The sequence below is a fragment of the Gammaproteobacteria bacterium genome, assembly GCA_040183005.1.
Taxonomy (GTDB): Bacteria; Pseudomonadota; Gammaproteobacteria.
Genome location: JAMPIW010000007.1, coordinates 360,577 through 375,069, shown reverse-complemented (window position 1 = coordinate 375,069; position 14,493 = coordinate 360,577). Strand labels below are relative to the sequence as shown.

The 14,493-nt window shown below is 53.0% G+C and carries 12 protein-coding genes; 2 read left to right on the top strand and 10 right to left on the bottom strand.

Features of this window, described 5'->3' with window-relative positions:
- Positions 1-49: 49 nt before the first annotated feature.
- From M3A44_07620 to ruvB, 7 genes are all read right to left on the bottom strand, one after another.
- Positions 50-1,666: a DUF1631 family protein gene (locus M3A44_07620; protein MEQ6341515.1), complete on the bottom strand. Its 1,617-nt coding sequence runs from the start codon at positions 1,664-1,666 to the stop codon at positions 50-52.
- On the bottom strand, positions 1,566-3,512 hold the full coding sequence (locus tag M3A44_07615) for a DUF1631 family protein (GenBank protein MEQ6341514.1): 1,947 nt from the start codon (positions 3,510-3,512) through the stop codon (positions 1,566-1,568). Before M3A44_07615 ends, M3A44_07620 begins: the two co-directional genes overlap by 101 nt.
- A gap of 318 nt (positions 3,513-3,830) precedes the next feature.
- Entirely contained in the window at positions 3,831-4,115 is a 285-nt protein-coding gene (locus tag M3A44_07610; GenBank protein MEQ6341513.1) for an EF-hand domain-containing protein, read from the bottom strand.
- A 648-nt stretch (positions 4,116-4,763) separates the two neighbouring features.
- Positions 4,764-6,164, bottom strand: a complete 1,401-nt coding sequence (locus M3A44_07605; GenBank protein ID MEQ6341512.1) for a sigma 54-interacting transcriptional regulator — start codon at positions 6,162-6,164, stop codon at positions 4,764-4,766.
- 10 nt (positions 6,165-6,174) lie between these two features.
- On the bottom strand, positions 6,175-6,786 hold the full coding sequence (locus M3A44_07600; GenBank protein ID MEQ6341511.1) for a hypothetical protein: 612 nt from the start codon (positions 6,784-6,786) through the stop codon (positions 6,175-6,177).
- Between the two features lie 26 nt (positions 6,787-6,812).
- On the bottom strand, positions 6,813-8,318 hold the full coding sequence (locus tag M3A44_07595; protein MEQ6341510.1) for an ATP-binding protein: 1,506 nt from the start codon (positions 8,316-8,318) through the stop codon (positions 6,813-6,815).
- Between the two features lie 87 nt (positions 8,319-8,405).
- Positions 8,406-9,488, bottom strand: a complete 1,083-nt coding sequence (ruvB, locus tag M3A44_07590; GenBank protein MEQ6341509.1) for a Holliday junction branch migration DNA helicase RuvB — start codon at positions 9,486-9,488, stop codon at positions 8,406-8,408.
- A gap of 218 nt (positions 9,489-9,706) precedes the next feature.
- On the opposite strand from ruvB, the gene M3A44_07585 reads away from it, so the two are divergent.
- On the top strand, positions 9,707-10,123 hold the full coding sequence (locus M3A44_07585) for an HU family DNA-binding protein (GenBank protein MEQ6341508.1): 417 nt from the start codon (positions 9,707-9,709) through the stop codon (positions 10,121-10,123).
- 93 nt (positions 10,124-10,216) lie between these two features.
- On the opposite strand, the gene M3A44_07580 is transcribed toward M3A44_07585, so the two are convergent.
- From M3A44_07580 to M3A44_07570, 3 genes are all read right to left on the bottom strand, one after another.
- The gene (locus M3A44_07580) at positions 10,217-10,675 is read right to left on the bottom strand and encodes a universal stress protein (protein MEQ6341507.1); all 459 of its coding nucleotides are present in this window, start codon (positions 10,673-10,675) and stop codon (positions 10,217-10,219) included.
- A gap of 358 nt (positions 10,676-11,033) precedes the next feature.
- The gene (locus tag M3A44_07575) at positions 11,034-11,510 is read right to left on the bottom strand and encodes a YbhB/YbcL family Raf kinase inhibitor-like protein (protein MEQ6341506.1); all 477 of its coding nucleotides are present in this window, start codon (positions 11,508-11,510) and stop codon (positions 11,034-11,036) included.
- 10 nt (positions 11,511-11,520) lie between these two features.
- Positions 11,521-12,624: a fructose-1,6-bisphosphatase gene (locus M3A44_07570; protein MEQ6341505.1), complete on the bottom strand. Its 1,104-nt coding sequence runs from the start codon at positions 12,622-12,624 to the stop codon at positions 11,521-11,523.
- 140 nt (positions 12,625-12,764) lie between these two features.
- On the opposite strand from M3A44_07570, the gene polX reads away from it, so the two are divergent.
- Positions 12,765-14,489 carry a DNA polymerase/3'-5' exonuclease PolX gene (gene polX / locus M3A44_07565; GenBank protein ID MEQ6341504.1) on the top strand — a complete coding sequence of 575 codons (1,725 nt, stop codon included), beginning with the start codon at positions 12,765-12,767 and terminating at the stop codon, positions 14,487-14,489.
- Positions 14,490-14,493: the final 4 nt, after the last annotated feature.

The window sequence follows — 14,493 nt, the reverse complement described above, 5'->3', positions numbered from 1 at the left end:
GCACCCTGGCCCAGCCGCCCCTTGAGGCAGACTTAATATTGGATCGGGATTACTGGATGCCTTTCACTGCAAGAAGACGGTCTAGCGGGCCGGGCTTATCTATGACATAACCCTGCGCATAGTCGACGCCAATCTCGCGAAGCAGGTTCAGAATCGTTTCGTTTTCCACAAATTCCGCCACTACCTTTTTGTTCATGAAGTGACCGACTTCACAAATAGACTTTACCAATGCATAGTCGATTGAATTGCTCTCCATGTTTTTTACGAATATGCCGTCGATTTTAATGAGATCCACAGGCAAATTTTTAAGATACGCATAGCTTGACATGCCACTTCCAAAATCATCCAGCGCAAACGTACAGCCTGTCTTTTTCATCTCCATTATAAATGCCGACGCATCCGAAAGATTGGTGATCCCGACTGTTTCCGTGACTTCGAAGCATACTTTATGCTGTGGAATTTGCGTGTTATTCATCTGCTCAAGGACGAAATCTATAAAGCTATCGTCGGTGACACTTTGCCCTGAAAGATTGATGGTAAAAGCGGCGACATCCTCAAGCGCGTTGCGGTGGTCCGCCATCCATTTAAAAACCTTTGTAATTACCCAACGGTCCACCGCCACCATACGTCCGTACCATTCTGACGCCTGTATGAATTCATGGGGCGACAGGATGTTTCCCTGGTCATCCACGACGCGAAGAAGTATCTCAAAATGGGATTGTACCGAGGGGCCTCCATTAATCGGCTCTATGCGCTGACAGTAAAGCAACAGGCGGTCTTCCTCCAATATCTCATCGATTTTGCCGACCCACTTCATTACCGCGCTGCGCTGCGCCAGCTGGGAATGGCCGGCATGATAGACCTGTAGCCGGTTGCCTCCGATATCTTTAGCAAGATGACAGCTCGATTCTGCTGCCTGCAACAACTCTGTGATGCTATTGTTGCGCGCATTCACCGGAACCAGCCCAATACTAAGTGCTACCGAAAAACGCTTATCTTCCCACTCGAAGCGGTAACTCGTGACGGCATCAATCTGTTGCTCGGCAATAGCCAGAGTATCATCAAGGGAAGAGTTCTCCACAAGCATGCCGAACTCATCACTACCAAATCGCGCCAGCACACCTCGACCATCCAACTCTTTCTGAAGCAAGGCGGCCAATTCCTTGAGCAGTTTGTCACCGCCCGCATACCCGCAGCTGTTGTTGACTGCGCTGAACTTGTCCACGTCGACAAGACATAACACATGTCGCAATCCTGACTGCTGGGAGCTTGCCACTGCCTTGCCAAGCATGGACTCAAACTCCCGTCGGCTGATCAGGCCAGTCAACTGATCATGAGTGGTTTCATAGAGCAATTGCTCGTGCAATTCTTGCAATGCCGCATACTGAGCGCGATCCATCGCCGGGTCATCGGTATTATCCAGCGGTATGGCCGTGCCTCGATGCATCTTTCTGGCAAGGTCCTTGATGTCGACTGCCTTCTCCTTCAAACCCCGAGAATTCACGAACACATATATGCCATTGAGCTCGCTGAGCCATGCAACCCGGAGCCGCTGCGCCTTGTCGTCACTGGTCAAAAACAATACCCAGTCGCCCTCCTTGAGGCGGCGTGCTTGCTTCAACCATTTTTCCCACATTACAACCTGCTTCCTCTCTTTCAGGCTCATCTCCCGATTCCGCAGCCACGATGTTTTGTTCACACGCCGTGATCACATCCTTCAAATTTTCTGCATAGGCCTTATCCTGGATTTCAGTTAGCCTGTCCAGCTGTATAAGGATTTTCTCAAATACATCAGTGGTCCCATCGAACTCATTGTTGATCCGGTCTATCAGGCGATCAATCGTGCTCCTAATGGCGCTTTGGCTGGAGCTCGCAAGTTCGTCGTCATGAATTTCCAGTTGGGCAATCTTGTTTAGTACTTGGCGTGCGACATGAGTCCTGTCAAGAAACACCGCATTGTCCTCAAGCGTAAGCCTGAGAATGGGCAATTCAAGACGCTTGAGCCAAGGCCTAACGCTGTCAGCCACGAGCGAATCACTCTGAACAGCACGAAACAGGTCGCCAGCGACATTCATGATACTGCTGTCGTGTGCACTGATCTCTTTATGGGCGCTTTCTGGATTAATGCCTTCCAGAATGGAGAGGACGCGATCCTTGATATTTGTGGGCTCGTTACTGCCTGCGATACGTACACTGTGATCCGCCTGCAAGCGGGCCAAAGCCGATATTACATCAGAGGCTGTGTACACTTGATCAGGCATCTGCGTTGATCGCGATGCGTCACCCTGTGTTACAGGCGGAGTTTCAGCTTGACGAGAAATCTGTTGAGCGATTTCTTCTCGGAGTTTGCGTATCTCGTGAGCGACCTGGTATAGATTGCGCCCTGCCGTGTCGGCATCTCCACGGGCATTCGGAGACTGCACACCAGCTCGCGATGACGTACTTCCCCAAAGCACCTTGTGCTTTAGCTTTAGATCGGGCAATACGCCGAAATCCACCAGGACAGTGTCGAGACTCGCGTAAAGATCGGATGATTTTTCGATAAACACATCCTTGAAAATCGCGAGACAGGCTGTGTTGACTATAGGATCCAGGTCAAGGCTTTTAATAGCTATCAAGAAAGACTCTGTAAAGAGTCCGGGGGCATAAGGGTTGTTATCTTCACCGATGCGTACATTCAACACTATGGAAATGCGTTGTTCTATCGCAACGAGCAATTTCTTGTGCTTAGATGTAACGCTATAATTAATATCAGAAACAGACAACCATTCGGTCAGCGCTTCATCTCCGATAAGGGACAATTCGGGCGTGGAAAGACCGTTCTTATCAGATTTCGCACTCAGTTTCACCCTCATTTTATCGGGCCCAAGTTTTATCAGTCTCTCATGAACGGCAGCGCGAAAAAGGCCCGCCAAAATTTCGGATGATCGACTCAAAATGTCGCACGCATTAAAATATGCATTCTGTTCCTTATGATTTCTTGTATCACGGGATAGCTCAAACATGCGATTCGACATTTTTGAGTTCACGCTTTTGGTGATGACACCAAGCGTATCTTCAATCACACGATTACATTCCTTTATAATCTCATCAGGCTTCGGTTGTCCGCTCAACACCTCATTGCCTGACTGTAAGGAAAAGTCTTGCATAACCCGCAAAGCAGCCGGGTTAGGATTAATGAACGCTATACCCACGCCACCTTCAAAAACACGGACGACACGTGCCTGGAATTGCAGCCGGTTACTTTGGTTTGTTGTTGGGACAACGCAATGGATGGCAATAACATCGCCGGCAGCAGGAAAACATCCTTGCGACAACGCCTCAATACCAGCCGAGTGCCGATAACTTATAAACATGCCGCCGATGCAGAAATTACGTATGACGCATGGTATACGTAAATCGCCTGAAGCTCTGATAAACGCATGCAGATCTACAGGATAACGCTGAAATGCGCGCTTCCCTGCGGGATCAGTGTAATCATGTGATTGGGTTGAATGGCTATTGTGCGTCATTTCCTTGGCCTGATGTGCTATGTAAGTGAAAGGTGCTCACCAATGATTACAGGTTAGCCGAATACCTTGCGATGTTGATTCAGCATCCAGACGGAGGTTTTACCTCATCGCTAAACATCGGCATTTATTCACAAGTACTTTAGCGTTCAGGGAGAAAACAGGTGCTTTTCCAAGGCTTTTTTCTGTGCAAAAAAAAACGCGGCCTCGCAGCCGCGTTAAGGGGGGTAAAACACTGTTGCCCGCAGGATGTTAGAATCCGTTGAAAGTCCTGCGCTGCTATTCAATTAATGCCGACTGTAATGTCCGGCATCATCTCAATTAACTACCCGAGCTTTGCATTGCCTTGACTGCCGCCTCGAACTCTGAGCCATCAAGTTTTCCATCCGAATTCTTGTCTGCCTGGCCAAAAGCCTCCGGCAGACCTTTCACTTGTTTCGCCTCATTTAGAGTGACAAAACCATCGGCATCCGTATCGACCTTGACAAGATCCGGTGCGGCATTCTCTGCCTCACCAAGCATTCCTTGAGCAAACGCAGCACCCGACAAAGCAAGCAGCCCTGCCAGCGCCACATTCAGCAGCATATTTTCCCTGTTGTACATCATCAACCCCTCCATTACTCATCGACATCTTGGTAACCTTGCTGAAAAAAGCCGCGAAGCAACTTTTTTCCAGCATATTATCAGGCTCCATCCTTGGCCCGTCCCTGGGAATTTTCACCCTGCAATGAAGCTAAAGCAATCGTCATGCCATGTATTATATAAAATATTATTTAATATAAATATCAATGTGTTAATAAATGTCCGCCACGACTTAATCAGGTCCAATCCATGAGGCACTCGCAAAGTCGGGGGTGATGCGTTGTTATACAGCTACAGCATTGTCAGGAATTATATAAAGGCATTTACTTACAATACGTTAGACTGTCTCAGGATAGAGACGGCAAACGTTTTTTGAATAATTGCGGTTTCTCAAAGGGCTGGGATACTGAACCGTCTGGGGAGATCGAAACCATTGCCGAAGGATGCTTTCAGCAACACTTGGGTCGGTATCTAATTCCAATTTGCGTTAAAAACGACAATGATGTTGTAGGGTACGTGGAACGCACCCTACGATACTTCACTTTTTATTGTGAAATATGAGATGGGATAAATCTGTATGACGAGTCAGGAATAGCCTGGGCGCCCCCATCCCCGAGGGAGATAGGGGGTCCACACTATCGAAACGTTGTTCCGGGTATTTCCCGGAACAACTCAAGTATGGAGCTTTTCCGGAAGCTCCGTGGCTGATACAGCGGCGGGCTTAAAAAGGGAGGGGTCAAGATGGTGGCGATGCAGTAGCTTGTAAAATTCCGTGCGATTGCGTTTAGCCAGGCGCGCCGCCTGGGTGACGCTACCGTTAGTGATTTGCAGCAATTGCGCAAGATATTCGCGCTCAAAGCGGCTTTTCGCCTCCACCAGGGAAGGAATATCGGCCGGTTTGTCACGGAGCGCTTTCTGCACGAGCTTTGCCGGGATGATCGGCGTGGCGGACAACGCGACAGTTTGTTCCACGACGTTGTATAGCTGCCTCACATTGCCTGGCCAAGGCGCAGTGACCAGCAGCTCCATCGCATCAGGGGCGAATCCATCCAGTTTTTTCTTGTTTTTTTCAGCAAGCTGCGCCAGAAACCGGGAAGCCAGCAAGGGGATATCCTCACGCCGCAGCGCCAGTGTCGGCAAATCCAGGGTGACCACATTCAAACGGTAGTACAAATCCTCACGGAAATCGCCCTTCGCCATCTGTTCATCCAGATTGCGGTGCGAAGCCGAAATGACCCTGACATCCACCTCCACGCCCTGAGTGGCGCCGACGGGACGCACGACCCTTTCCTGCAACACCCTGAGAAGCTTTGCCTGAAATGCGAGCGGCATGTCCCCTATTTCATCCAGGAACAACGTCCCTTGATGCGCCGCTTCAAACAAGCCCTTGTGATTTTTAACCGCGCCCGAGAATGCGCCCTTGGCGTATCCGAATAGCTCCGACTCCAGCAATGTTTCAGGCATCGCGGCGCAATTGATCGCAACAAAAGGCCTGGTGTTACGGGGGCTGGCCTTATGAATCGCCTTGGCCAGCAGCTCCTTTCCCGTACCACTATCCCCGTGAATAAATACACTGGCATCACTGTTTGCCACCAACCATGCCTGGCTTAACAAGTCTTCCATCAGGGCGCTGCGGGTGATGATCTCCGCCCGCCAGGCGGTATCGCGATTGTAAGAAGGCTCGGCATGGGGGTGATCTCCGCTCAGCCTCGATGCGCGCTCAACATGATCAAGCAGGGTTTTGCTGTCATAGGGCTTGGTGAGAAAACTGTAGGCACCGCTTTTCATCGCATCGACCGCATCCGGGATGGAGCCGTGAGCAGTGAGAATGATAACCGGCAGGGTAGGATCGCGGTCATGGAGTTTTTCAAAAAGCTCCATTCCGCTCATCCCGCCCATACGCAGATCGGTAATGACTACGCCGGGGCGGGACACCGTCATTTTGGCAAGCGCCTGCTCGCCGCTTTCGGCGGTAATCACATCGTAGCCCGCCGTTTTAAGGCGAATATCGATCAGCCGCAGCAAGCCAGGATCGTCATCCACTACCATTACTTTTTTCTTTGCCGTATTCATATGTACCGTGCTATCTCTTCCGTTTAAGGATACTTGATTCAATCGCCTTGAGAGTGTCAAGCTTACCCTGCAAATTGTCCGCGCGCGCGGTTTCCTCGCGCAGTTTATCTTCGAGGGCGTTATAACGTTCTTTCAAACCCTTTTGCTCGGTCTCAAGCACGCTGTTACGCTCCCTAAGCCCCCGCCTCTCTGTCTCAAGCACATTATTACGCTCTCTAAGGCCTTTTTGCTCAATAATAACGCCACGCAGGAAAGCGGCATAATCCTTGAGCGTTTCGCTGCTTGTTGCCGTGTCGTCATTCAGATAACCTTCCAGCAACCGTTGCGCGCGCGCCTCGTCGCGTTTTTCGGTAGGCCCCAGCAAACCGAGCAACATGGTGAGCTTAACCCGCTCGACAACACCCTGGCTCGCTTTAAAAGCGCTTTCCGCCTGGGCGCTCTCTTTATTAAGCGCATCGGAAGGAAGCCCCGCAGCATAACGAAAATATGCCAGCAAAGGCGCGATTTCAAGGCCAGGATCTTTTGGTACAGGAGCTGCTGGCTTTGCAATATGCTCCTGTTTAACCAGTTTCCACCCTATCGCCTCACATCCAGCAAGAATAATGCCAACCGTGAAGGTCATCAACAAGAATAAACCTACCCTACGCATCAGGATACCCCACCCACCGGCAATGTAACCCGGAAGTGCGCCCCGCTAGCAAGCGTGCCATCTTCAACCAGTTCAATACTACCCCCATGTGCCATGACATATTCTTTTGCAATCGACAGCCCCAGCCCGGTGCCCTTGATATAGCCATCATGGGGGATACTGCCGCGATAAAATGTTTCGAAGACCTTGTGTCGCTCACTGGGGTTGATACCGGGACCGCTATCCGCCACGTCTAGCACCGCAACATCGGCGCCCGGCTTTACTGCTCCCTCATGCTGATTGTCTGTCTTGCATTGCTTGCCTGCGCTCTCCATTCTCCTCAGACGTATCATTATTGTTCCCTGGTGCGGAGTATAGTTGACAGCGTTAGACAACAGATTATCGATAATCATCCTCAATCTTTCCCTGTCCCCCGCCACCGCCAACTCAGCACAACTCTTATCCAGGCGGATACTTTTTGCCATGAATGCCGGCCTGTGGTCCTCAATTACTTTATCAATCAGCTCATGCAATTTCACCTGGCTGAATTGAACCTGCGCACTGCGTGCGCTAGCGATATTGAAATTCAACAAGCCCTCGATCAAGATTTGCAGCTGGATGCCGTTTTGCCGCAAGATCCGCGCGATTTCACGCTGCTCATCGGTCAGCTTTCCCACCACCTCATCCACAAGCAATTCACTGCCTTCGCGAATCGCCGCCAGCGGTGTCTTTAGATCATGTGAAATGTTTCTCAAAAATTTGTTTTTCTCCTCCTCCAGTTCAATCAGGCGTAGCCGCAGCCAATCCAGCCTCTCGCCAAGGGACTCCAGATCGCGCGGCCCCGTCACGGCAATTGCAGTAGAAAATTCGGCATTGCCCAGCTGGCGGATTGCCTGATCTATACGATTGATTGGCCTAGTAATAAGCACGGCGAACACGCCAATCAGCCCACCCACCAGAGGCACCAGCGCGATGCCCAGCCAGAACAGGGTGCGCTGAGCGGTGCCCGCCGTCTCCTGCAGAATCTCCACTTCGCGATCCACTAACCGGCTGCTTTCCGTAAAAAACGCCTGCGCCATTTCCGAGAGGGTGACAAACTCCATCACCGCTTCCGTCTTGCTTTGCGTCTTATCGCCAACCTGGATACTTAACTTGGCAAATAAATCTTGCGCTTTTGTCTCCAATTCTTTCAACTTTGCCTTGAGCGCTTGATCGAAAGGCAATTGTGATAATTTAGCAACCGTTAGCAAAAAATCCTGATGGGTGCTGGTATATACGCCAAACATGGCCTCATCATCCAATACCAGGAACTGCCTGGCGCTTCGCTCCATGGTAGTAACCTGTTCAACCAGCATTCTGCTTCCACTAGTGACTTGAGCCGTCTGCTGCACCGCCTGCTGGCTTTGCTTAACCAGCTGGTCAACGTAGGTCCCCGCGATAACAAGAGCAACAACAAGAGGAAGAGAAACGAAGACAAACCCTATAAGGATAAGTTTTAAAATTGATTTTGGACGATAAAAACTCATAATATCATCTGGCAAACATGGTTTCGGCACGAGCGGTCATGGGGGCGGCATAAAACTCCGCCCCTGTGTTCAATGTTATAAGCACACTTATCTCGCTCCACCTTCTTCCGATAGATCAAGCCTGTCCTGTGTCGACCGGTCATCCCCGCACAAAGCGACGATGTCCCGTTGCGGCGGCACCAAGCCGAAATGCAGATATGCGTTGCGGGTTGCCACCCGTCCACGCGGCGTGCGCATCATAAAGCCTTGCTGGATCAGAAAAGGCTCAACAACATCCTCTATCGTGCCACGTTCCTCGCCAATTGCCGCCGCCAGACTGTCAACACCCACTGGCCCGCCATCAAACTTCTGAAGAATGGCCAACAACAATCTGCGATCCATCGCGTCAAAACCATTGGCGTCTACCCCGAGCAAATTCAGCGCCCGATCAGCCACATCGCGGCAAATGGCGCCATTTGCCTTAACCTCGGCAAAATCCCGCACCCGGCGCAGCAAACGGTTGGCGATACGTGGTGTGCCGCGCGCGCGGCGCGCGATTTCATGCCCACCCTCTTCCTCTAACGTCACGCCAAGAATTCGGGCAGAGCGCCCCACAATTGAGGCAAGATCAACCGTGGAGTAAAACTCCAGGCGCTGCACGATGCCAAAACGGTCGCGCAAGGGGGATGTCAGTAAACCCGCGCGTGTCGTCGCCCCCACCAATGTGAAGGGTGGCAGATCAAGCTTGATGGAACGTGCCGCAGGCCCCTCGCCGATCATGATATCGAGCTGGTAATCCTCCATGGCGGGGTACAGTGTCTCTTCGATGAGCGGGCTGAGGCGATGGATTTCATCAATAAACAGCACATCACGCGGCTCAAGGTTGGTCAGTATCGCCGCCAGATCACCTGCGCGTTCCAGCACCGGGCCGGACGTGTGCCGGACATTGACGCCCATCTCATTGGCGATGATATTCGCCAGCGTGGTCTTGCCCAATCCAGGTGGCCCGAAAATCAAGGTATGATCAAGAGCCTCGCCGCGGCGCCTTGCTGCGTCGATAAAGATCTCCATCTGTTCGCGCACGGCGGGCTGGCCGGCATAATCAGCCAGGCGCGCGGGGCGGATGGCGCGGTCAATTACATCGTCTTCACGAAGATTCGCGGGTGTAATCAGACGGTCGGTTTCAATCATTGTGGGACGCTGCCATTGTCCCCTTCATGGGGAGATTCCTTCAGGGTTACTGCAATCCTATCACAATATGGCCGGGACGATTATCTGCGCCACCCTTAAACAGGTTGCAAGCCGCTTGATCTTCCGCAAATGAGTCAGTTACCATGCGATGCGCGCAACTCGCAGCAAAACCGCGCGTTGATTAACGTAAAACTCTACAACATGACTGAGGTTACTACATGGCCGTAAAGAAAAAGAGCATCGCCAAGACAGTGAAAAAAGCCGCACCTGCCGCCAAAGCTCCCGTAAAGACAAAAACCGTAGCAGCATCCCCCAGCCGCACAAGCGCTATCCGCGCGCCTTTGACCAAATCCCAGTTGCTGTTGACGATTTCGGAAAACACCGGATTGACCAAGAAGCAAACCACTGCTGTGCTGGATGAATTGTCCTCCCTGATTGCGCGCCACATCAAAAAAGGTGCTGCCGGGGTGTTCACACTGCCAGGGCTGGTGAAGATCAAAACCGTCACCAAACCGGCCCGCAAGGCACGCAAGGGCGTCAACCCTTTCACCGGCGAAGAGATGGTGTTCAAGGCCAAACCGGCCAGCACTGCGGTCAAGATTCAGCCATTGAAAGCATTGAAGGATATGGTCTGACATTGCCGCGCCATCCGCCTAACGAGGGAGATACAACATCAGGCGGATGGCGTGTTTTCATTCAGCCTGCTTAGGGTCTCTTCCAGTAGGGTTTCACCCTACTTTCTTAGCTCCGCGAATCAACAAAATCGGCATTGGCGCGATACGCACCACGCCTTCCGCCACGCTGCCAAAAATCAGGTGATCAAAACCACGCCGGCCATGGGTACCCATGACGACAACATCGGCGGGCCAGCTTTGGGCCTCCTCCACGATCACCCTGGCGGTCCGTTCACCATCGGCATCAAGCAGCTTTGTTTGAGATGTGACCCCAGCCTGTTGGGCTAGTGTTTCAGCCTTACCCAGTATATTTTTGCCTGCTTCACGCAAGGAAGTCTGGAGGCTGACGATATCACTATACCCTTCTCCGTACCAAAAAACGCGCGCCTCCTCTACTACATGAACAAAGCGTAGTTGAGTTTGTTGCTGATCCTTCGCCAGCTTGATCGCCTCTTGCACGGCAAGATCGGATGTACTGCTGCCATCGACAGGAACCAGGATATGGTTGTACATTTATGCCTCCTTAGTAATGAGAGTTCGTGATCGGTTTAACCTAAAAACGGCAGTTGGACGGGGGGCAGAGTGTGCGGTTTTCGGGGTGCAGAGCAAGGCGCAACGACGCGGAATGGTTGTTCCATTCCAAGGAGTTGCAACGCTGCCATGCACACTGAAAATCGTGCAATCCGCCCCGTAGCGGGCTTCACCAAACAGGTGAACCCACAGGGCATGATAAAGTCTATTGAAAACATATTTCTAGCCGTCCAGAGAAGCGGTCAACTGCCGTTTTTAGGTTTAATGTTGGGGAATCATGCCAGATAGCCACTTGCGCGCCAACCTGACCAACGATATCGCCCTCCTTCATGACAAGCTATTATCTACCCCTCTGATAAGTGCCCACCAATTCCGCCTTGGCTAAAATGTGCCCTTGCATTACCTTTTCCAGAGCCATCTTGCCTGGACTCCCCAAGGCAGGAAGAATCACGTCCAATGCATAAAGCGTATGAAAATAGCGGTGGCGGCCAATGGGTGGGCACGGACCACCGTATCCGGTGCGCTTCCAGTCATTGATACCCTGCAGCGTCCCGGCAGGCAACTCTTTGGGGGGAACCCCTTCAGCAAGCCCCGTAACGGTGGGTGGAATGTTATACAGAACCCAGTGCACCCAAGTCATTTTTGGCGCGGCAGGATCCGGCGCATCGGGATCATCCACTATCAGTGCCAGGCTTTTCGTTTCGCTGGGAATGCCGAACCAGGCAAGGGGTGGCGAGACATCATTGCCATCGCAAGTATATAGCCGCGGGATGGTGCCATTGTGACTGAATGCGGTTGATGTGATTACCATCGCCACCCTCACTGTTTCAATCGCCACGCACCGTAAAGCGCGCATCCAATACCTTGAGTGTTTCCATGATGCCGGTGTATTCCAGTTCGGACATCGGCAGCATGGCCGCGCCGAAGAAACCTTGACGGCGCATCTCTTGCGCCTTGTCGGCGACGCGGTTGCGCACCGTATTCCAGAAGGGATGGGCGAACGCATCCCATGCCTCGGTCAGCTTGCCGTTGTGCTCCGCGAAGGCCGCACAGCTCACCAGTGGTGGGCCGTCGAAATAACTGGTGCCGGTATTGAGTGCGACGGGCATCAGCGGCATCTGGTGTGAGCCGCGCATGCAACCGGCGACGAAATGGCCAATGGAGTACGGAGCCAGCACCTCGCCGGTGGCGGGAAAATTCATTTGCACGCGCACAAGCATCACCGGATCGTCCTTGCCGGTGTATTTGCCGGCGATGTTGTGCAGGCGCGAAGTCGCCACTGCCACCGCCTGTTCGCCACTGGCGCGAGACCAGACGGACTCCACCACATAACGCTCGGCATCACGTAATAAAGCGGCGATATCGTAGAGTTCCTCTGGGGCATTCAGCTCTATGACGCGGTCGCCTTCAGTGTTGTTGACATCCATGATCACGAACCGGAAACCCTTGGACATATTAGGCGAGAGGATCAGGCCTGGCGTGTTCATGACATCGGCGAACGCCAGGTAAAGCGGCAGATTAAAGGCGCCGGGATCGGTCTTGTCAGCGGCGAAAAACAGGAAGGGCTCATTGGGCCGCTCTTCGATCTCCATTTCCGCCACCGCCGGACCCATGCCCTTGACGTTGCCCGAAAACGCATCCTTCAGCAGATCTTGCCCCGCGCCGTACAGACCCTGCTCCTTGGCAACCGCCGTGCCAGTGATGAAGGCATCCCAGGCCAGTTTATGAATCTGTTCATTCCCTGTGCCGTGGGTATGAGTCATTAATATGGCAATGTCATCGCCGGTGTGGCTGACATAATTATCAATTATCAGGCCGCTCCCATGTTCCTGCACATAAGCCCGCACAGTTTCAAGCAAACGCCGCGATGGCGCGATATGCCCGCCGATGGAGCCGATATCCGCTTTGATAACGCTGAGGGTGATTTTCATGGCCGTGTCCTTTGATAAACAATCCTATGGGCTTATTGTTACTGCTTCGCCATACGGTTTCCTTGATATAGATCAAAAGTCATGCAGATTTCTTGTGTTATGTTTTCCCTCAAACCACGCGAAGAACAAACACCCCAGCCATGCCCATTCACAACGCCGATGTCGCCGCGATTTTTGAGGAGATCGCCAATTTATTGGAGATTCAGGGTGCCAACCCCTTCCGCATCCGCGCCTACCGCAATGCCGCCCGCACAGTGGGCGAGCTGGGACGCGACATCAAGACGCTGCTGGAAAAAGGAGAAGATTTAACGCAACTGCCAGGAGTTGGCGATGATCTTGCGGCCAAGATCCGTGAAATTGTCGAAACCGGAAAATGCTCCATGCTCGACAAACTGCACAAGGAGCTGCCACCCGCCATCACTGAACTGTTGAAAGTTTCTGGGCTTGGCCCGAAGCGGGTCAAGGCGCTTTACCACGACCTGGACGTGCAAACACTGGAGCAGCTCTATCGCGCCGCACATGATGGGCGCATTCGGCAACTAGCGGGTTTTGGTGTAAAGACTGAGCAGCGCATCCTTGAGTCAGTGAAAACACACGTAACCCAGGCGCGGCGCTTTAAGCTGGCCGTCGCAAGCCAGTATGCCAATGCGCTGGCGGCCTACCTGAAAAAGGTCAAGGGCGTCGGGCAGGTGGTGGTAGCGGGCAGCTTCAGGCGCATGAAGGAGACGGTGGGAGATCTGGATATCCTGGTCACCGCTGGCCCCGACAGCCCCGTCATGGAGCGATTCGCCGCCTACGATGAAGTAAAAACCGTGCTCTCCAGCGGCACCACCCGCAGTAGCGTCGTGCTGCGCAGCGGTCTCCAGGTGGACCTCCGGCGGGTCGATGAGGGAAGTTACGGCGCCGCATTGCAGTATTTTACCGGATCCAAGGCGCACAACATCGCCATCCGCCGACTGGGGCAGGAACGAGGCCTGAAAGTCAACGAATACGGGGTGTTCAAGGGCGAGGAGCGCATCACCGGGGAAACCGAGGAAGCGGTATATCGGGCGGTAGGGTTACCGTATATCCCACCGGAGCTGCGTGAGGATCGCGGCGAGATCGAGGCAGCCCGCGCAGGACGCCTGCCGCATCTGGTTGAGCTGCGCGATCTGAAAGGCGATCTGCACGCCCACACCAAGGCTACCGATGGCCACAACACGATCAAGGACATGGCGCTGGCGGCCAAGTTACGGGGTTTTGAATACCTTGCCATTACCGAACACTCGCGCCGCCTGACCGTGGCGCACGGCCTCGACCCGCAACGATTATTGAAACAGATCGACGAAATTGACCGCCTAAATTCCGAATTGAAAGGCATCACGGTACTGAAAGGCATCGAGGTGGACATCCTGGAAGACGGCAGCCTGGATCTGCCGGATTCCGTGCTGGAACGGCTGGACCTGGTGATCGGCGCGGTGCACAGCAAGTTCGATCTGCCCCGAGCCAAACAGACCGAGCGCATCCTGCGCGCCATGGATCACCCCCACTTCACCATTTTGGCCCACCCCACCGGACGGCTGCTCGAACAGCGCGAACCTTACGACGTAGACATGCTACGCATCATCCGCAAGACCAAGAGCCGGGGCTGTTATCTGGAGCTGAACGCCCACCCGGAGCGCCTTGATCTGCTGGACACCCAGTGCCAGATGGCCAAGGAGGAAGGCGTGCTGGTAAGCATTAACTCCGACGCCCACAGCACCCTGGACCTGGACAACCTGCGCTTTGGTGTGGGGCAGGCACGGCGTGGTTGGCTGGAGAAAAAGGATGTGCTGAACACGCGCACGCTCAAGGAATTGCGGCCCCTGCTCAGGCGCACAATGTGATGAT